Origin of the sequence: Telluribacter sp. (genome assembly GCF_035998675.1) — a bacterium.
In the GTDB taxonomy this organism is placed as follows: domain Bacteria; phylum Bacteroidota; class Bacteroidia; order Cytophagales; family Spirosomataceae; genus Telluribacter.
This window is the reverse complement of record NZ_DASYHI010000022.1, coordinates 171,399-191,959: the sequence shown is the minus strand read 5'-3', so window position 1 is coordinate 191,959 and position 20,561 is coordinate 171,399. Positions and strand designations below refer to the sequence as shown.

General features: G+C 49.2%; 14 protein-coding genes. All 14 read left to right on the top strand.

The genetic code is table 11. The features are described from left to right. Nucleotides 1-19 precede the first annotated feature (19 nt). The 14 genes from VGN67_RS20210 (at nt 20) to VGN67_RS20145 (ending at nt 20,517) form a co-directional block, all read left to right on the top strand. Entirely contained in the window at nt 20-1,267 is a 1,248-nt protein-coding gene (locus VGN67_RS20210) for an alginate lyase family protein (protein WP_327488713.1), read from the top strand. Nucleotides 1,268-1,270: 3 nt separating this feature from the next. Then, nucleotides 1,271-3,178, top strand: coding sequence for a heparinase II/III domain-containing protein (locus VGN67_RS20205; protein ID WP_327488712.1), 1,908 nt, complete (start codon nt 1,271-1,273; stop codon nt 3,176-3,178). Between the two features lie 13 nt (nt 3,179-3,191). Then, nucleotides 3,192-4,514 (top strand): BNR repeat-containing protein, encoded by a 1,323-nt coding sequence (locus tag VGN67_RS20200; RefSeq protein WP_327488711.1) that lies wholly within the window; start codon nt 3,192-3,194, stop codon nt 4,512-4,514. A gap of 18 nt (nt 4,515-4,532) precedes the next feature. Next, the gene (locus VGN67_RS20195) at nt 4,533-5,612 is read left to right on the top strand and encodes an alginate lyase family protein (protein WP_327488710.1); all 1,080 of its coding nucleotides are present in this window, start codon (nt 4,533-4,535) and stop codon (nt 5,610-5,612) included. Nucleotides 5,613-5,975: 363 nt separating this feature from the next. After that, nucleotides 5,976-6,476, top strand: a complete 501-nt coding sequence (locus VGN67_RS20190; RefSeq protein WP_327488709.1) for a hypothetical protein — start codon at nt 5,976-5,978, stop codon at nt 6,474-6,476. 422 nt (nt 6,477-6,898) lie between these two features. Beyond that, on the top strand, nt 6,899-9,988 hold the full coding sequence (locus VGN67_RS20185) for a TonB-dependent receptor (protein WP_327488708.1): 3,090 nt from the start codon (nt 6,899-6,901) through the stop codon (nt 9,986-9,988). A 29-nt stretch (nt 9,989-10,017) separates the two neighbouring features. Then, entirely contained in the window at nt 10,018-11,694 is a 1,677-nt protein-coding gene (locus VGN67_RS20180; RefSeq protein ID WP_327488707.1) for a RagB/SusD family nutrient uptake outer membrane protein, read from the top strand. A 201-nt stretch (nt 11,695-11,895) separates the two neighbouring features. Beyond that, nucleotides 11,896-12,828 (top strand): sugar phosphate isomerase/epimerase family protein, encoded by a 933-nt coding sequence (locus tag VGN67_RS20175; protein WP_327488706.1) that lies wholly within the window; start codon nt 11,896-11,898, stop codon nt 12,826-12,828. 106 nt (nt 12,829-12,934) lie between these two features. Further along, nucleotides 12,935-14,314 carry a DUF1080 domain-containing protein gene (locus VGN67_RS20170; RefSeq protein ID WP_327488705.1) on the top strand — a complete coding sequence of 460 codons (1,380 nt, stop codon included), beginning with the start codon at nt 12,935-12,937 and terminating at the stop codon, nt 14,312-14,314. A gap of 48 nt (nt 14,315-14,362) precedes the next feature. After that, a complete protein-coding gene (locus VGN67_RS20165) occupies nt 14,363-15,706 on the top strand; it encodes a Gfo/Idh/MocA family oxidoreductase (protein ID WP_327488704.1) in 1,344 nt (447 codons plus the stop codon). 114 nt (nt 15,707-15,820) lie between these two features. After that, nucleotides 15,821-16,831, top strand: coding sequence for a PmoA family protein (locus VGN67_RS20160; protein ID WP_327488860.1), 1,011 nt, complete (start codon nt 15,821-15,823; stop codon nt 16,829-16,831). Nucleotides 16,832-17,167: 336 nt separating this feature from the next. Next, nucleotides 17,168-18,130, top strand: a complete 963-nt coding sequence (locus VGN67_RS20155) for a PmoA family protein (protein WP_327488859.1) — start codon at nt 17,168-17,170, stop codon at nt 18,128-18,130. Nucleotides 18,131-18,261: 131 nt separating this feature from the next. Beyond that, nucleotides 18,262-18,711: a Dabb family protein gene (locus VGN67_RS20150; protein ID WP_327488703.1), complete on the top strand. Its 450-nt coding sequence runs from the start codon at nt 18,262-18,264 to the stop codon at nt 18,709-18,711. A gap of 51 nt (nt 18,712-18,762) precedes the next feature. Then, nucleotides 18,763-20,517: a glycoside hydrolase family 9 protein gene (locus VGN67_RS20145; protein WP_327488702.1), complete on the top strand. Its 1,755-nt coding sequence runs from the start codon at nt 18,763-18,765 to the stop codon at nt 20,515-20,517. Nucleotides 20,518-20,561: the final 44 nt, after the last annotated feature.

Sequence of the window (20,561 nt, the reverse complement as noted above, 5' to 3'; positions counted from 1 at the left end):
CAACCCATTAGAGAATACCATGACTAAACCTAAAACCTTTAAACTATCCATACTAGTCCTGCTCCTGCTGATGGGAATACGACTTTATGGTAGTACCCGGCATTTCCATGCTGGGCCGATGCAAAAGGACCCCCGGCCCCAGACTTTTCTACTAAGTCCTGAGCTGTTGATAAAGAATAAGGATAAGCTGAAAAAGAAGGACAAAGAGCTTAATCAGGCCTTAGCGGGATTAAGACAAATGGCAGATGAGGCGTTGAAAAACGGGCCCTACTCGGTTACCTATAAGAGCAAAGTACCTCCCAGTGGCGACAAGCACGATTACCTGAGCGTAGGACCCTACTGGTGGCCTGACTCTTCCAAAGCCGACGGCCTGCCCTATATCCGAAAAGACGGACAGGTCAACCCGGAGCGGCAATCGGTTAAAGATGCCGAGTACCACACCGCCCTCAGCCGCGATGTACACCTGCTGGGAACCGCCTGGTACTTTACTGAAGACCCCAGGTACGCCAACCACGCGGCTAAACTGTTACGGGTCTGGTTTCTGGACGAAGCTACCCGCATGAATCCCCACCTGAACTACGGGCAGGCTATTCCGGGCCGGACGGAGGGAAGGGGCATTGGGCTGATTGATACCCGTAACCTAGCCAAGCTGATTGACGGGGTACAGCTGTTAAAAGATTCGCCCGCCTTATCGCCGGCGGAGTACCAGGGCATAAGAGACTGGTATAAAAAGTATCTCGACTGGATGCTCAATAGTCCCATAGGCAAAGATGAAGCCGATGAACATAACAACCACGGTACCTGGTATGACGTGCAAGCGGTTGCTATCGCCTTATTCACCGATCAGTCCCAGTTGGCAAAGAAGATACTGGAAGAAAATACCAAAGCCCGGCTGGAAAGTCAGCTGAAACCCGATGGGAGCCAACCGCACGAACTGGCCCGTACCCTCTCCTGGAACTACTCACAGATGAACCTGCGGGGATTTTTTGAACTGGCTATGCTGGCCGAAAAGGTAAACCTGGACCTCTGGAATTACGAAACAGCCGACGGTAAAAGTATCCGGAAGGCATTTCAGTGGATGCTGCCCTATGCCGAAGGGAAAAAGCAATGGGAACACAAGCAGATAAAACCCCGGGATACGAACGGGTACCTGGAATTGGCCCGAGTTGCCACCGAAAAGTACCCCGAAATTGACCTGAAACCGCTATTAAAACAACAGCAGGCTTCAACCAATAGCCTGTTGTTACTCACTAACTGGACCTTTTGATCTATGAAAGTTGTACACATTTTGCTCTGCCTGCTCCTGTGGACACCGGTAGTTGCCCAGCCGGGTACTCAAAAACCGGCTCCTGAAAACCTGTTAAGTACCCTCAAGCAGGGCCATCCGCGCCTGTTGTTGCTCAAAGGCGAGGAAGCCACCCTGCTCCGGCAGGTAAAAAAGGATGAGGGCTTCCAACGGGTACATACTACTATACTGGCCGAATCTGACCGGATCATAGACCTGCCACCGGTGGAAAGAATCCAGATCGGTCGACGGCTGCTGGATAAGTCCCGCGAATGTTTGCGCCGGGTATTTCAGCTTTCGTACGCCTACCGTACCACCGGTGAGGAAAAGTACCTTCGCCGGGCCGAAAAGGAACTACTGGCCGTGGCCGCCTTTTCTGACTGGAACCCCTCCCACTTTCTGGATGTGGCCGAGATGACCATGGCCGTGGCTATTGGCTACGACTGGTTGTATGAGGCTTTACCCGCCTCCACCCGTAGTACTTTGAAAGAAGCTATCATAGAAAAAGGTATTAACCCTTCATTCGACAAAAAGTACAATAGTTTTCTAAACGCCGAGCACAACTGGAACCAGGTATGTAACGCGGGTATGACCTACGGAGTACTGGCTATTGCCGAAGACGAACCCGAGTTGGCCAAGCGGGTTATTAGCCGGGCTCTTGAAACCATACCCAAGTCCATGCACCCCTACGGTCCCGACGGAGCTTACCCCGAAGGCTTCGGCTACTGGGAGTACGGTACCAGCTTCAATGTGATGTTTCTGAGTGCGCTGGAAAAAGCCCTGGGGACTGATTTTGGCCTGTCCGAAACCCCCGGATTCCTGCAGGCGGGGTACTTCCAGCAAAACATGGTTGGGCCGCTTGGCTTAGTCCATAACTGGGGCGATAGCGGCTTAAAAGGAGGGCTTAGCCCGGCCATGTTCTGGTTTGCGGCCCGGCAGCGCGACCCCTCGCTACTTTGGAATCAGAAACCCTTAATGGCAGAGAAAGCGGCCAGCGATGCTTTCCGGAACCGGCTGCTGCCCGCCCTGCTCGTATGGGGGGCCAGCGTAGACATGAACGCGGTGAAGCCGCCCAAAACCAAAATATGGGTAGGACAGGGCGATAGCCCGGTGGCCCTGATGCGCACCTCCTGGACCGACCCCAACGCTATTTTTGTAGGTTTCAAAGGCGGGTCTTCTTCGGTGAATCACGCCCACATGGACGCGGGGTCGTTTGTGCTGGACGCTCTGGGTGAGCGATGGGCCATGGACTTCGGCCCGCAGGAATATAACTCACTGGAAGCCCGTGGAATCAAACTGTTTGGACGTACGCAGGATGCCGAGCGCTGGGATATATTCCGGTACAATAACCTGGTACACAATACCCTTACTTTCGACAACCAGCACCAGCAGGTAAAAGGTTACGCTAAAATAGACCGCTGGACCGACGCCCCGTCCCACCTGGCTCTGACCTCCGACCTGTCCAGTATTTACGCCGGACAGGTTGCTTCGGCCCAAAGAGGTATTGCCATTGTAGATGAAAAATACGTAGTGATAAGGGATGAGGTAAAGGCTTTGGATAAAGCAACCACGCTGCGATGGACGCTGTTAACGGCGGCCAAGGTCAACATCCTGGACGGAAAAACCGTGGAACTGTCGCAAAACGGAAAGAAAATGTACCTGACTTTTGACGCTAAGGTACCCCTAACCCTGAAAACCTGGTCGACGGTACCTACGCACGATTACGACGCCCCCAACCCAGGTACCTACCTCGTAGGTTTTGAAGCTGAAATTCCGGCCGGTACCGAACAGGCATTTAATGCCAGTTTTTCAACCAACCGGACAACAAAACCTTTCAAACCCTTAGCCCAGTGGCCGGTTAAAGCTGCGGCTCAGAAAGGGAGTACCAAGTAAGCTATTTAATTTTATGAAAAAAGTACCTCTGCTGCTGTTTCTGTTTATTGTTTGTTCCGGTTGGGTAGTTGGTCAGAGCCAGTCGGCCAGTGCCACTGTTCAGGTTATTCCGGTGGCTAAAGTCTGGTCGGGACACCCGGTTGGGTTTGACCTCCTGACTACCGAAAAACACCAGTACGTGGCCTACTACGATGCCGACCGGAACATGGTAGTTGCGCAGCGACCTTTGAATGGTCAGACGTGGAAGACCACCAAACTGCCCTCTGTGCTGGGTTGGGACAGCCACAACTATGTAAAATTAGCCATGGATCGCAATGGCTACCTGCACGTGTCGGGCAATATGCACAACGTACCCCTGATTTATTTCAGATCGGTACAACCGGAAAGTGTCGATGCCTTTGAAAAATTACCCATGACCGGCAGGAACGAGGAGCGGGTTACCTACCCGGTGTTTTTTAAAGATCAGCAGGGCGAACTTTATTTTCAGTACCGCAACGGTGGAAGTGGGCAGGGGATTTCTTACTGGAACAAGTACGATGCCGACAGGAAGCAGTGGGCCGGCCTTTTCGATACGCCCCTTTTTGACGGCGAACAGGAATCCAACTCCTATATGACCGACCCGAAGCCGGGACCCGATGGCTACTTTTATACCGTATGGATGTGGCGGCTTACCCCCACGGCCAATACTAACCATAACCTGTCGTGCGTCCGGAGTAAGGATTTGGTGCACTGGGAAAACCTACGCGGCGACCCCATTACCCTGCCCATTAAGTGGCGGGATAACTTACCAGTTGTCGACCCCGTTGGCCCCTGGAACGGATTAATTAACATGAGTTTCCAGATTAACTGGGACCAGCAGCAAGTACCCCTCATCAGTTACCACAAGTTTGACAAGAAGGGGGTTAGTCAGCTATACCTGGCCCGGTGGGAAAAGAATACTAACGAATGGCAGATTCATCAAATCAGCGACTGGAAGGACTTTACCTGGGACCTCAACCGCAACGGTTCGCTGGCCAATAGCGTGGGTATTAACTCCGTAAAAACGCAGGGGACCAACGAACTGGCCGTTTCTTACCACCACGAAAAGCACGGAAAAGGTACCTGGACCTTGGATCGAAGTACCCTGAAGGTAAAAAGACAACAGGCAGCGCAGGAGACTTCCGCCGCGCCGGTACTTTCGGCCATGACAATTCAGCCGGGTATGACCGAGCACCGCAGGACAGACAACACCGGAAAGTACCTGATGCAGTGGCAAACCTTGCCAACCAATCAGGATAAAGCCCGGCAGGCACCCTATCCGGCCCCTTCTGAACTGGTGATTTATAAAATAAAGTAGTTAACGACCTGGCTCCCCATGAAAGCATTTATTGTAACCCTGTTTTTAGCGCTCCTTTTTTCCACAAGCCAGGCCCAGTACGCCCACCCGGGTGGTATGCATCCGCAGGCGCAGCTTGATTTTGTAAAGAAAAAAATAAAAGCCAGGGAGCAGCCCTACCAAAATGCCTACCTGCAGCTGATGCAGTACGCCGACTCCGCTTTTCAGCACCCAACCCATGCCCTGGCTGATTTTAAGGTACCTGGCTACTACATTGACGCCGCCAGCCACCGTACCAACTCACGCTCGCTGCAGTCGGATGCCTTTGATGCCTACGCCTGCGCGCTGGCGTACCAGCTAAGCGGTCAAAAGAGATACGCCGACCAGGCCCTCAAGTACCTGAAAGCCTGGGCCGATTTAAACAAAACCTACTCGGACCACGACGGTTCCCTAGTAATGGCGTATTCGGGTACGGCCATGGTGATAGCCGGCGAATTGCTTTCAAACTATAAAGGGTGGAAAGAGGCGGACCAGAAGCAGTTTAAGAGCTGGGTAAGCGAGGTATACCGAAAATCAGCGAACGAAATCAGGAACCGCAAAAACAACTGGGCCGACTGGGGCCGTTACGGCTCTATCCTGTCGGCGTACTACCTGGATGAACCCGCTGAAGTCAACGAAAACATCCGGCTCATCAAGAGCGATTTGTTTGAAAAAATAGCCGAAGATGGCCATATGCCGCACGAAACCGTCCGGGGGAACAATGGCATCTGGTACACCTACTTCTCACTGGCTCCCATTACGGCAGCCAGTTGGGTCGCCTATAACGCTACGGGTGAAAGCATTTTTAGTTATTCCCAGGGCAACCGCTCTATCAAGAAAGCGGTAGACTACCTGTACTATTACAACCTGCATCCGGAGGAGTGGACATGGTATAAAAATCCTAACCAGGGTTCGCCGCAGAAGTGGCCCGGTAACCTGCTGGAAGTACTGGCTGATGTGTATCAGGAACCACGGTTCGCAGACTATACTCAGCCCGCCCGTCCACTAATATATAACCTGCATCACTTCGCCTGGACCTTCCCCACGCTCATGAAAATTCAGTTGACGGAGTATAAATAGCATTTACCTGCCAGAGTAGCCCCTTGCTCTGCTACCAGCTTAGTTGTATACAGTTTAAAAAGCGCCAGGCAGGCGCTTTTTTATTTTTATTAGTTTTCAAAATAATTTCGGATGAGGAAGAATGCAGCTATTTTCCTTAAATCACGGATTTACCTGTTCCTGAATTACATTCTAAAAGTTATTCAACCCGTAAATAAAAAATGGGGTGAGTAGAACATTAGTAACCCTACCCTTTGTTAAAATAATCAAAAAAAGAGGACCTGAATAGGTCTTAAGGAGAGAAAAAAAGCCTTTCGTGTCAAAAATGCTGATCCGGACCGCGAGGTGAAGTACCTACAAAAAGCATATTTACACCAACTGCCGATGAAACCCTATTCGGAATATTCTGCCGAAGAGCTTGCAATGGAGCGCCTGTTTATCAGGTGGGTTCGGTTTCCGAATGACCTCCCCATTCAGTCATTTTGGGAAAACTGGCTTGTTCAGCACCCCCACATGAATGAAACCGTACACACTGCCAGGCAACTGGTGGAACAGGCTTCGGCCTGGAACTCCGAGGACCTTTCGGGTGAGGAGGCAGGCTCCCTTTGGACAAAGATTCGTAGCTCTATAGAACGCTTGCCGGACGTGGAACCCCTCGACCCTTCCCTGCGGAGTATAGCTGCCAACTGGTATTTTTTTCGGTGGAGTGCTGGTGTCTGTGCCACCGGTTTGCTTATTATGCTTTGGTACTTTCTGGAACCTACCCCAATCAATAACCGGTTATTTGAACCACTACCCATAAAAACCGATAGCGTGCAGGTTGATTCATCAGCTGATTCGCTCAGAAGTACCATTAATCTTCAAAAAGACCTTTCCAACAAGTAATTTCTTGTTACCCTGTTGCCTGCAAGCTGTATCCCAATTCCCACCAAATTTCCCTTTATCCACCTGGTTACTAAAGAATTCATTTTTGGTTGAGTCGGGTAGCTATTTCGTTTGGAGCAGTCACAAATAAAAGTACTTTTTTTGAGTAGGCTCCTTCTATTCTATACTTCTTTACACAATTTGAAGAAAAAGTTGAAAGAAATGTGTAGGGGTAGATATGACTACGAGTCGTCATAATTTTCATTGCAACCGGTAAAAGTAAATCGGTCACAAAGTAACTATCGGATACATATAATTATTTCTTAAAAATTTACAGCAAAAGTGCCCAATAGGGCCCCAGAGTACCTATTAAGAAACCAATTTACTTTTCTCACTTAATATTTTATTACCTAATCAATGTTAAACTTTAACCCCAAAGCGCTATGAAAAGACGCTTTACACGCATCGAAAAAATTTTGTACGGCTGTGCGGTAGCTACTCTGGTAGGTACTTCTCCTGTCGTCAAAGCCACTCCTTTCACTCTTTCGGATAAGGGTGGAAAAATTGGCATTGCCATTGACAAAACGGTTACAGGTAAGGTGCTATCTACTGAAGATAATTCTCCTGTTCCGGGTGTAACCGTAGTAGTAAAAAACACCACCGTGGGTACCACTACTGACGCCGATGGTAACTTCCGGATTGTAGTACCAGACGATAATGCAGTGCTGGTGTTTTCGGCCGTTGGATTTACAACACAGGAAGTTACGGTAGGTAATCGCAGTACGGTGAATATCAACCTGGGTGTGGATTTAAAAACACTCAACGAAGTAGTAGTAGTAGGTTATGGTACCCAAAAGAAGAGCCAGCTGACTGGTGCTATATCATCCGTAAGTGCTAGAGAGATTAGTGAACTTCCGGTAACGAATGCCCGTCAGGCCCTACAGGGTCGTGCTGCGGGAGTTGATGTAAACCAGGCCGGTAGTAAGCCGGGATCTGGTCCCCAGATTCGAATCCGGGGCCGTCGTTCGTTCAATGCCTCTAACGATCCGCTATTCGTAGTGGACGGTATTCCTTTATCAGGCGGTATTGATGATATCAATCCCAACGATATAGCTTCGATGGAAGTATTGAAAGATGCTTCGTCCACGGCTATTTATGGTTCAAGAGGTGCCAACGGGGTAGTAATTATCACTACCAAACGTGGTACTCCGGGGAGAACCACTGTAAGTATTGATACTTATACGGGCTTTAACCAGGCATTAGGAAGAATTGACGTGATGAATGGTGCCGAGTTTGCCGAATACAAGCGGGAGTCGCGCCGGACGGGTGGAAACTACCCGGCAGGACCAGCTACTGATGCTGCTGATGCTAAAATATTTGAGCCTGTTGAGCTTGAATCAATCAAATTAGGCCGTAGTACTGACTATCCATCATTCCTGCTCCGTACCGGAACTATTCAAAGCCACCAGGTAGGGGTATCAGGGGGAACCGAAAAAACGCAGTTTAATATTTCGGGTAACTTTTTCCAGGATAAGGGGGTGGTGAAAAATCAGGACTTTACCCGCTATACTTTCCGGGTGAACCTGGATCACAAGATCAATGATAAGCTAAAGGTAGGTACTTCTACCCTGGCGGTATATGGTGAGCGTAATGGCGAAAACTTTAACCCGCTCGGGGGAGCCTTAGCCGAAAACCCGCTCGGTAAGCCTTATGATGACGAAGGCAACCTGATCTTCCTGCCTACACAGGATGGACTTCGTACCAACCCGCTGGCGGAGATTGTACCGGGAGCCATTATTGACGAACGCAAAAATTACCGTATTTTCAATGCACTATACGGAGAGTGGAATATTATTGATGGTTTGAAGTATCGTTTCAACTTTGGACCTGATTTTGACATTGACCGCTATGGCCGTTTCTTCGGGAGCCAGACCAATGCCCGTCGGGGAGCTCCTGCTTCAGGAAGTGTAGGTAATCAGTTCAGATTTAATTATACTATTGAGAATATCCTGACTTATTCCAAGCAGTTCAATCAAATTCATAATCTGAACGTAACTCTTCTGCAATCATATCAAAAGGATCACAGTGAATCTTCCGGGATCAACGTTAATGGAATTCCGGCAGCGACACAGCAGTTTTATAACCTGGGTAGCGCCAGTCAGGTTAATGGCGTAGGTACAGGTTTAAGTGAATGGGCATTGCTTTCCTATATGGCTCGGGTGAACTATGACTACAAAGAAAAATACCTGTTGACCGCTACGATCCGGGCTGACGGTTCTTCCCGCTTTGGTGCCAACAACAAGTTTGGTTACTTCCCATCGGTGGCGGTAGGCTGGAATATTTCCAGTGAGCCATTTATGCAAAGCTTCCGGGCCATGGATATGCTGAAGCTGCGTTTAAGCTACGGTTCAACCGGTAACACAGCCATTAACCCTTATCAGACCCAGGCTCTGTTAAGTCGTACCTCTTACGCATGGGACAATACCGCCGCCTTTGGATACCGACCTGGTTCTATTGGTAACCCAAATTTACGCTGGGAATCATCGGCCACTGCGAACGCCGGGCTTGATTTTAGTCTATGGAACGGAAGGGTTTCCGGTTCCATGGAATACTACGTCACTAATACTACCGATTTGTTGGCTCCCCAACCTCTTCCAAACTCGACTGGCTTTGGTGGCTTTACAACCAATATTGGTCACACCCGTAATCGTGGGATTGAATTATCACTATCTACGATTAACGTGGACAGAGGAGATTTTCGTTGGAGTACCGACTTTATGTTTACCCGTAACCGCGAGGAAATCGTTGAACTGGCCAATGGCAAAGTAGATGATATTGCTGCCGGGCGTTTTATCGGTCAGCCCCTTTCCGTGGTGTTTGATTTTAGAAAAATAGGCATCTGGCAATCAGACGAAGCGGACGAAGCTGCCAGATACCAAAGCAAAGTCGGTGAGATCAAGATTGAGGATATCAATGGGGATGGTAAAATTAACGCAGATGACCGGGTTATTCTTGGATCAGCAGTTCCTAATTTTGTAGCAGGTCTTACTAATCGCTTTGCCTATAAAGGATTTGACCTTTCGTTTTTCTTGTATGCGAGAGCCGGACAATTTATCACCAGTGGTTTTCACCAGGGCAATAATTCTTTGGCCGGACGTTATAACAACCTGGACATTGATTACTGGACTCCTAATAACCCGACTAACGAGTTTCCTCGTCCCAATGAAAACCAGGAATCGCCCCGATTTAGCTCTACGCTCCGGTATTTTGACGGTTCTTTCCTGAAGGTACGCAATATCAATATTGGTTATAACGTTCCTGCAACCTGGGCAAGTAAATTAAAAATGCAGAGTCTGCGGATTTATTCCAGTATCCAGCAACCTTTCATCTTCTCGGAGTACCGTACCAGGTACAAAGGTATTGATCCGGAGGTGGAGTTGGATAATGGACCCAGCAACCAGAATCGTTCCATTGGATCTGACCTGGCACCCGCTACAAAAATTATTACATTTGGTTTAAATGCCCGGTTCTAAGTAATTCAGAACATTGAAAAATAGTTAATATGAAAAAGAAACTCAATTTTAAATCATCAAGAGTACTCAAAACAGGTGCTCTTATAGGCGCCTTGTTTATGGGTCAGGCCTGTAGCGTCAGCGTGCTTGACGAGGAGGTGGTTTCGGGTATTGGTAACAACTATCTTAACACTACTTCGGGCTTCAATGATGGGGTGAATGCTGTTTATTCAAGCCTCAGGAATTGGTATGGCACCGAGAGAGGAAACAACTTTACCATCTTCGGCACAGATACCTATCAGAATGGTGCCGACGGTAGCCATAAGTTTATAAATACTTATGAGGGAGGCTTTGATGCTCAATCATCTCACGTTCGTGAGGTATGGGACCTTTTCTACCAGGGAATCAACACGGCCAATGCAGTCATTGACCGGTCAGCGAATGTGACCGGAATCAGTGACAACCTAAAAAAGCAGCGGGTAGCCGAAGTGAAATTCATAAGAGCACACAACTACTTTATACTGACCCAATTGTATGGAGGAGTAGATCTGCGCCTGACTGAAACGAATGAACCTACCAAGGTGGCTACTCGCGCTACAGTACCTCAAATGTATGCTGCCATCATTAAAGATCTGGAAGAGGCCATCCCGAATCTGGAAGCTAAAGCGAGGTCAGGTGACTATGGTCGCGTAACCCGTCCGGCAGCTCAGCACTTGCTTGGAAAGGTATATTTGACCAAGGCGACATCTGAAGCAAAAGCTGCGGATGATTTTGCAAAAGCAGAAGCGCTCTTTAAAAGTGTTATCAAAGACTATGGATTCAGACTGCTTCCCAATTTTGCGGATGTACATCGCCAGGGAAATGAGAAGAATGACGAGGTGATTTTTGCGGTCCAGTATACGGCTGATCCTCTGACCAATGATGGTGGTAACAATTCGCACGTATTCTTCCTGATGGAGTATGATGTACTACCGGGTATGCAGCGCGACACCGAGAACGGACGCCCCTTTAAGCGGTATATGCCAACAAAGTATACGCTCAATGAGGTATTCGTAAACCGTACCGTTGACAGCCGTTATTACAAAACCTTTAAGGATGTATACTATAGCAATAAGCCAGGTACTTACAATACTACTTTTGATAAGTCTAAGGCCAAGGTAACGTTTGCACTTGGTGATACTACCATTTTTGATCCGGGTTTTGAAATGTCAGCGGCAGAGCGTGCCAAGCGACCTTACCAGGTTCTAACTCCCAGCATGTACACGGAACGTGTATTCCCGGCGTTGCGTAAGCACATTGATGGTGGTCGTGCGGACCGTACCCAGTTTGAGGGCGTCCGTGACTACATCGCCTTCCGCCTGGCTGATACCTACCTGATGCTGGCTGAGGCACAGTTCAAGCAGGGTAAAGTAGCCGATGCCGTTGAGAACATAAACGTAGTACGTCGCCGGGCAGCCTGGCCGGGAAAAGCGGGCGAAATAGAAATTACTCCTGCTCAGCTTACTATGGAGTTTATTATGGATGAGCGGGCGAGAGAGTTGCTGGGTGAGCAGATGCGTTGGTTTGACCTGAAGCGTTGGGGCGTATTGGTGGAGCGAGTGAAGAAATACAATCCTCAGGCCGAGCCTAACATCAAAGCTTACCATGTACTAAGGCCAATTCCTCAAAACCAGATTGACCGGGTGGAAGGCAATAACACTGCTTTCCCGCAGAACCCCGGTTACTAAAAATACTACCTGTGTGAGGTAGAAAAGTGAGAGGTACTCCGGCATTAAGTCGCCGCACGATGGTTGGCCGGAGTACTGACCTGAATAACGATTGATTCCGCAGATGAAAAGTCTCCCACTGGGGGGCTTTTCTCTTTTCGGAGTAGTAAAAATTTCCGGATTCATACTTTTAAGTGAATACCCATTTCTACCATAAGTACCATGAATACTAAAACCGAGAAGGTGTACCACGAGCTGGATCGCCGATCCTTTTTACGCCACGCCACTTTAGCCGCTACGGCACTTGTCACTTCTTCGGCCTGGGCTGAAGAGCTTTACAAAAAAAATAACATACGAATTGGCTACTCGTCCATCACCTGGGGAGGGAAAGACGAACAGGCCATCAAAGATTTGGCGGCTCTTGGATACAAAGGAGTGCAACTGCGGGCTAATACCTTTGGTCCCTATCGAAATAAAGTCTCCGAACTGCGTCAGCTGCTCACCGAAAACGGACTTCAGTTATGTATGTTCTCGAGCGGAAATGTGGACATAGATCCGGCTAAGGAATCCAGTACCATTGATACCCACGTAGCACACGCCAGTTTTGTAAAAGCGCTGGGAGGTAGCTCTCTACAACTTACTAACAGTGCCCGTCCCAAAGACCGTGCTCCTTCTACAGAAGAGTTGAAAAGATTGGCTACCGTCATGAACGAAATTGGGAAGCAAACCGCCGATATGGGCGTGCAGGCGGTATACCACAACCACATGCACCAGCTGGGCGAAACCCCCGAGGAGATAGATGTCATAGTACAGGCCATGGACCCCCGCTACGTAAAATTGTTACTGGATATTGCCCACTACAAGCAGGGCGGAGGTGAACCCGAAAAAGCGGTGTTAAAATACAAGGATATGATCCATGCGCTGCACCTGAAAGATACCAAGCCGGCCGATACCAAAAACGGCTACAAATTTGTGGAGCTGGGTCAGGGGCGTGTTGATGTACCCGCCGTATTTAAAGCCCTGAACAAGATTAACTTTAACGGCTGGGCCGTGGTAGAGCTGGACGGAGTACCTGACCCGAGCAAGACCCCTAGAGAATGCGCGATTATTAATAAAAATTACATTACACAGACTTTGCGCCACCCGCTTATCTGATAAGCCCGAAATTGTTGTAAGGGTAACATAGCTAAATATTCGTTATATACATATATAATAAAGTACATCGCCTTCTTCGGGCGGAACAAATTCAAATAAAAGATACATGAAGAACTTTAAGTATTGGATTGCCCTCTTTTTCCTGGCAACTTCTCTAAACAGCGCCGTAGCCCAGAAATCAAAAGATGGCTGGCAAATGCTCTTTAATGGTAAAGACCTTACCGGCTGGAAACAGCTGAACGGAAAAGCCAAATATGAAGTCAAAGATGGGGTAATCATTGGCACATCAGCAGTGAATACGCCTAACTCTTTTTTGACTACCGAAAAGAACTACGGTGACTTTATTCTGGAAACAGATGTCATGGTGGATAACCAGCTTAACTCCGGCATACAGATCAGGAGCCTTTCCACTCCTGACTACATGAATGGCCGCGTACACGGCTACCAGATTGAGATTGATCCCAGCGACCGGGGATGGTCAGCAGGCGTATACGACGAAGCCCGTCGGGGCTGGCTCTATCCCGGAGATCTGAATCCGGAGGCCAAAACCGCTTTCAAAAAAGGTGAGTGGAATAAGTACCGTATAGAAGCCATTGGTAATTCTATCCGTACTTTCCTGAACGGCGTACCCGTGGCGCACGTTATTGATGACATGACGCCCGAAGGCTTTATCAGCCTACAGGTACACAGCATTGGCAACGACACCAAAAAAGAAGGTACCCAGGTTCGCTGGAAAAACGTACGGATCAAAACCACCGATCTGCAGCCTTCGCCTCCGGCTAATATCAGGGTAGTTAATAACCTGGTCAATAACTTGTCTGAGGCCGAAAAAGCCCAGGGCTGGGAGTTACTTTTCGATGGCAAGAGCGCTACCCACTGGCGTGGTTACAACAGCACGGAGTTTCCTCCCAAGCGCTGGAGCCACACCGACGGAACCATTACGGTGGCCAAGTCGGACGGTTCCGAGACCGGTAATGACCTGGTAACCCGCGAAAAATTTGGCCCGGCTTTCGAATTTCAATTTGACTTCAAACTTACCGAAGGGGCTAATAGCGGTGTTAAGTACTTTGTAAATGAGGAGCTTAATTCAAAAGGTAAGTCTGGCCTGGGACTCGAATACCAGGTGCTGGACGATCAGCGCCACCCCGACGCCAAGATGGGTGTGGTAGGTAACCGTACGTTGGCCTCTTTGTACGATTTGATTCCGGCCGAAAAACCCGGCAACTCGGTCAAGAAGATTGGTGAGTGGAACAACGGCCGGGTAGTTGTACACGCGAATGGTACCGTAGAACATTTTCTGAATGGTCAGAAAGTACTGGAGTTTAAGCGCGGATCGGCTATTTATAAAGCGCTCGTTGCCCGCTCCAAGTACAAAGACCACGAAGGGTTTGGGGTGGCTGAGCAGGGCAATCTGCTCCTACAGGATCACGGCGACCTGGTGTCGTATCGTAATTTAAAGGTAAAAAGAATGAACCCAAAGATATAGTACTACGTTCTGATAATCAACCCTTAAAATTTCAAATCAAACCTTTCCATGAACAGTAGAAGAGAGTTTATAAAGAAAACTGCTCTGGCTTCGGCCGGCTTGGCCGTAAGCGCCAACGCAGTAAGCGCTGCCAGCTATCGTCGTATACTGGGAGCCAACGACCGGGTACGGGTAGGCATCATTGGTTTCTCTGATCGTTTCCGTAGCTCGTTGGCTCCCAGCTTTGCCGGGCATGCCAAGGAGATGAATTTTGAGTTTGTGGGCGTATCGGATATCTGGAATCGCCGCCGCGATGAGGCCGAAAAGTACTTCAAAGATAAAGAATCGGCTTCCAAAGACTTTTTCAAAGCCCGTAATAACGATGAACTGCTGGCCCGTAAGGATGTAGATGCCGTTATTATCAGTACGGCTGACTTCCAGCACGCGCTGCACTGCGTTGATGCGGTGAAGTCGGGTCGTGATGTATACGTCGAAAAACCATTTGCTGAATCACTGGAAGATGCCAAACTGGCACTTAGAACGGTGGAAGGTTCAAAGCAGATCGTACAGGTAGGTTCGCAGCGCCGTTCGGCCCCCAACTACCACGCAGCCAATGAATTCATTAAGTCTGGTAAATTTGGGGATATTTCCATGGTTGAAATGACCTGGAATGTTAATCAGCCTGGCCGTTGGCGTCGCCCAGATCTGGTAGCTCAAATCCGCAAGGAAGATACCGATTGGGATCGCTTCCAACTCAACCGTCCTAAGGTAGCCTGGAATCCCCGCTACTATCTGGAATTCCGCTTGTTCTACCCCTACTCATCGGGTATTCCGGGTCAGTGGATGTCACACCAGATCGATACCGTACACTGGTTCACGGGACTGGATGCACCCCGTAGCGTAGTAGCCAACGGTGGTGTGTACGTTTGGAAAGATGGTCGTACCAATGCCGATACCTTCACGGCCGTGTTTGATTACGGTCCGTTTGATAATAAAGAAAAAGGCTTCCAGGTAACCTACTCCTCACGGATGCACCAGGCTGCTGGTGACGTAAAGGAGTACTACTACTCTAACGGCGGGATGATTAACCTGGATACCAACCAGATTACCCCCGAAGGCGGCCTGACCGCCGGACCGGCTAAAGCCATGGGTATGCAGGCTAACCTGCTGCCCAAAATGGAACTGGGTACTGCTGGAATCAAAATGGAAACCGGTGCCAATACAGGTTCTGATCCGATGACGTCCATGCACATGCGTAACTGGATGGAGTGCGTACGCAGCCGCAAGCAGCCCAATGCACCGGCTCGTGCCGGATTCAACCACTCGGTGGCTAATATCATGGCTACACAGTCGTTGCATACCGGGAAGCGTGTTACCTGGGACCCTAAGAAGACGGATATCGTTCTCAGCTAATGCAATAGCTTTAGATCCGGTGGCACGCGTGTCACCGGATTTTTATTTTATTAACCTATAACTTTTGTTATTGTGAAATCCATAAAGTTGACTACTACCAAGGTGGCGGCTACCATGGCCCTGGCATTACTTGCGGGTGCTGCCAGTGCTCAGCGGGTCGATCTGGTCCATAATGAAGCTGATAAAAAAGTAGAGGTAACCGTAGACGGTAAACCTTTTACTGCTTATATCTATCCCGGCCAGGATGTATTGCGTAAGGCGGTGTTATATCCGGTACTGACGGCTAACGGTACGGCCATTACCCGGGGCTGGCCCATGGACCCTCGTCCCGACGAGCGGGTGGATCACCCGCACCACGTGGGCGTGTGGCTCAACCACGGCGATGTGAACGGCTATGACTTCTGGAATAGCTCTAACGCCGTAGACCGTACCAAGAACAAGTACGGCGATATTCACCATACGGGTATCAAGTCCATGAAAAGCGGTAAGAACAAAGGTGAGCTAACCGTAACTGCCGACTGGATCAATCAGGATGGCGGCTTAACGCTGAAAGAAACAACTACCTACGTTTTCAGAGCAGAGGGTGAACGCCGGATCATTGACCGGATTACGACCCTTACCGCACCGGAAGGAGATGTTACTTTTAAGGATTCCAAGGAAGGCGTTTTCGCCATTCGTCTGGCTCGTCAGCTCGAACATCCTTCCACTAAGCCCGAACTCTTTACGGACGCGAGTGGAATTGCTACCAAGGTACCTGCACTCAATAATGAGGGCGTTACGGGAAAGTATAATAATAAAGAAGGAATCAAGGGTGAAGACGTATGGGCCAAGCGTTCCGTCTGGACTAACCTCACCGGACAGATCGGAAAAGAAAAAGTTGATGTAGCCATCATTGACCATCCCCAGAACGTGAGTTATCCCTCGTACTGGCACGCCCGTGGCTACGGTCTGTTTGCCATAAATCCTATGGGTACCAAGGAGTTTACCAGTGGAAAAGAAGCCCAGAATTTTCAATTAAAAAAAGGCGAATCCAAAACGTTCCGGTACCGCTTAGTAGTAGATTCACAGCATCTGACCGATGCCGAACTGGATAAGCTGGCGACTGATTTTGCCAAAGTAAAGTAACAGCAGGTACATCCTTATTCTGTTTTAATGATAGCCCCTTGAAGGTCTGCTTTCAAGGGGCTATCATTTTTATGTTTTAAATCAACTGTCAGCAAAGACTGCCGGAAACAGACGCAACTATTTTAGAACTATTAAAAATTTAGCAATTAAATATCCGGCATTCGTAGCTTATTTATAAGTTTGAAGCCAGATGGGAGCAACTTGTTCAGAATGCTTCCGACTATAAATAATTAACTACTGATACCTGTGCAATTTAAGCTATCAACTACCACAAATGCTGCGGCAATCCTATCATTGGCAATACTTGCGGGTACTGCCAGTGCTCAGCGGGTCGAAATGGTCCATAACCAAGCTGGTCAAAAAGTAGAAGTGACCGTAGACGGCAAGCCTTTTACGTCCTACATTTATCCGGGACCGGATAAGCTCAAGAAAGCGGTCCTGTACCCCATCCGTACTTCGCACGGTACCCTCGTTACCCGCGGCTGGCCCATGGATCCACGCGCCGGTGAGCGGGTAGACCACCCGCACCACGTGGGGGTTTGGCTCAACTACGAAGATGTAAATCAGCACGATTTCTGGAATAACTCTAATACCCCGCCCAAGCCCAATGGTACCTACGGTACTATTGTCCATACGGGTGTTAAGTCTATGAAGAGCGGCAAGCGGAAGGGTGAGTTGTCTGTCACGGCCGACTGGCTGGATAAAAACGGCAATGTGATGCTAAAGGAGAATACTACCTATGTTTTTGGTGCCGTGGGTGAGCGCCGGATCATTGACCGGATCACCACCCTGACGGCTGCCAATGGCGAGGTAGAGTTTCCGGATGTGAAAGATGGTCTTTTTGCCATACGGGTAGCCCGTGAGCTGGAGCATCCTTCTACCAAGCCCGAAATTTATACCGACGCCAGCGGCGTAGCGACCAAAGTACCCGTCATGAACAACGAAGGTATAACCGGCAACTACCGCAACAGTAATGGAGTCGAAGGGGAAGAGGTGTGGTCTAAGCGTGCTGCCTGGACTAACCTGCGGGGAAAGATCGGTGGGGAGAAAATCAGCGTAGCCATCATCGATCACCCTCAGAATGTGGGTTATCCGGCTTATTGGCATGCCCGTGGCTACGGGCTTTTTGCCGTGAATCCGTTGGGACAGAAAGCGTTTACCAACGGAAAAGAAAGCCTGAACCTGAAGCTCAAAAATAGCGAGTCAACCACCTTCCGTTACCGGCTGGTGATTGATTCGGATCATATTCCGGATGCCGAGATGAAAGAACTGGAAACTGAGTTCGCCAAGGTGAAGTAGTACGCAGCAGCCCCTGGTTTAGTACTCCCGAAAGTCACGGCTTGCGCCGTGGCTTTTTGTATAGAATTACTATCAGTACATTTACCGGCTGTACTACTTTTATTTACATTCATTTTTATTTAATCAATTCAATGAAGAGTTCTTCCCGACGCAAATTTCTCAGAGATTCTACTCTTGCGGGTATTGGTACGACCATAGCTGCCGCTGCCACCAGGGTGGATGCTGCAGTATCCACTGGGGCAGTTTCCACTGGGGGCCCAAAAAAAGGGCTTTTTGTACATCATGTCTATTTCTGGCTGAAAAAACCGGGCAGCGCGGCCGACAAAGCTAAACTGCTGGAAGGACTGGAAAAGTTGGCCAAAGTACCTACCATTCGCATGGTACATATTGGTACTCCGGCCACTACTACCCGGGACGTGATCGAGCGCGGGTATGCCATTTCCTGGCTGTGTTTTTTTGACAACCTGGACGAGCAGGAAGTCTACCAGAAGCATCCCATTCACCTTAAGTTTGTTGAGGATTATTCGCATCTGTGGGAAAAAGTCATTGTTTACGACTCAGTAGGGCCGGTGCGGGCGTAGTGGTAAGCTCACTAAGCCAACTTTCTGAATATCCATTTTTTATTTAACTACATGTACAAGGTAAATACCCTGCTGGTACTACTGACCGGACTGGTAAGCCAGTCGATAGCCCAGGCTCCCATCGAACGCATTCGTCTTAACCAGATTGGCTTTTATCCCAAGGCTCCCAAACTAGCCGTGGTAGTAGGGGAGGGGACGACTAGTACCTTCCGGTTAAAGGAAGCAGGAACTAATAAAGTTGTCTTTACAGGCACTCTTAGCGAACCCCGCACCAATCAGTACTCAGGTAAAAGGAACCGCGTCGCTGATTTTTCAAGCTTTACCAAAAAGGGAGAGTACGTAGTCGAGGTACCGGATGTAGGTACTTCCTATACTTTTTCTATCAGGCCGGAAGTACTTAGAGAGGTGGCAGCCGGTTCACTGAAAGGCTTTTACTTCCAGCGGGTGTCTACGGCACTACCCGAAAAGTACGCCGGTAAGTGGGCTCGTCCGGCGGGCCACCCCGATGATCAGGTACTTATTCATCCATCGGCAGCTTCGGCCGGGCGTCCGGGGGGTACGGTAATTTCCTCAGCCCGCGGCTGGTACGATGCCGGTGACTACAACAAGTACATTGTCAATTCGGGAATTACCATGGGTACCTTACTGTCGCTGTACGAAGACTTTCCCCAGTATACAAAAAAGCTGGATGTGAACATACCGGAAAGCGACAATCAGGTACCTGACCTACTCGACGAAGCCGTCTGGAACCTGCGCTGGATGCTGACCATGCAAGACTCCAGTGATGGGGGTGTATACCATAAGCTTACAACCCCCAGCTTTGAAGGCATGATTATGCCTGATAAGGCAAAAAAGCCTCGTTATGTCATTCAGAAGAACACCATCGCTACGCTGGATTTTGTGGCAGTAACGGCACAGGCAGCCCGGATTTTTGATAAGTACCAGAAAGAACTACCCGGTCTGGCCGACTCGTGCCGTACGGCAGCTCTGAAAGGCTGGACCTGGGCAAAGCAGAACCCAACCGTAAACTACGACCAGAATGAGATGAATAAGAACTTTGACCCGGACGTATCTACCGGCAGCTACCAGGACCGAAGCAGCGACGATGAGTGGATATGGGCGGCTACGGAGCTGTATATAACTACGGGTCAGGACAAGTACCTGGAAGGTATTGACCTGTTTCCGGAGGCACCGCTGTCGCTGCCATCCTGGAATCAGGTGCGGGCGCTGGCGTACTACACGCTGGCCCGCTCGGGAAAGCGACTACATTCATCGGGCGACAAGTACATAGATGAAGCCAGGGAAATCATCATCCGCTTTGCCAATGATATGGTAACTGACTTAGACAAGCAACCCTACCATACGGTCATGGGCAAGACCCAGCGTGATTTCAGCTGGGGAAGTAGCTCAGTGGCGGCCAATCAGGGTATTGCGCTCATCCAGGCCCACCAGCTGACCGGCGAAAAGAAGTACTTACATGCCGCATTGGGTAATCTGGATTATCTCCTAGGCCGAAACGCGACCGGTTACTCGTTTCTGACGGGCTTTGGTGATAAGACACCCATACGTCCGCATCACCGACCATCGGTGGCAGATGGTATAGAAGAGCCCGTACCAGGACTTTTGTCCGGTGGGCCAAATCCGGGTCAACAGGATAAGTGTAAGACCTATACCAGCAACTACCCGGACGAGTCTTTTACCGACGACGATTGTTCGTATGCCTCTAATGAAATTGCTATCAACTGGAATGCCCCCATGGTGTACCTGGCTACGGCGGTGGAGGCAATAATGGAGAAGAAAAAATAAGTACCTGGAGTACTATTAATTCAAAAGGCAGGCGGTACCCTACC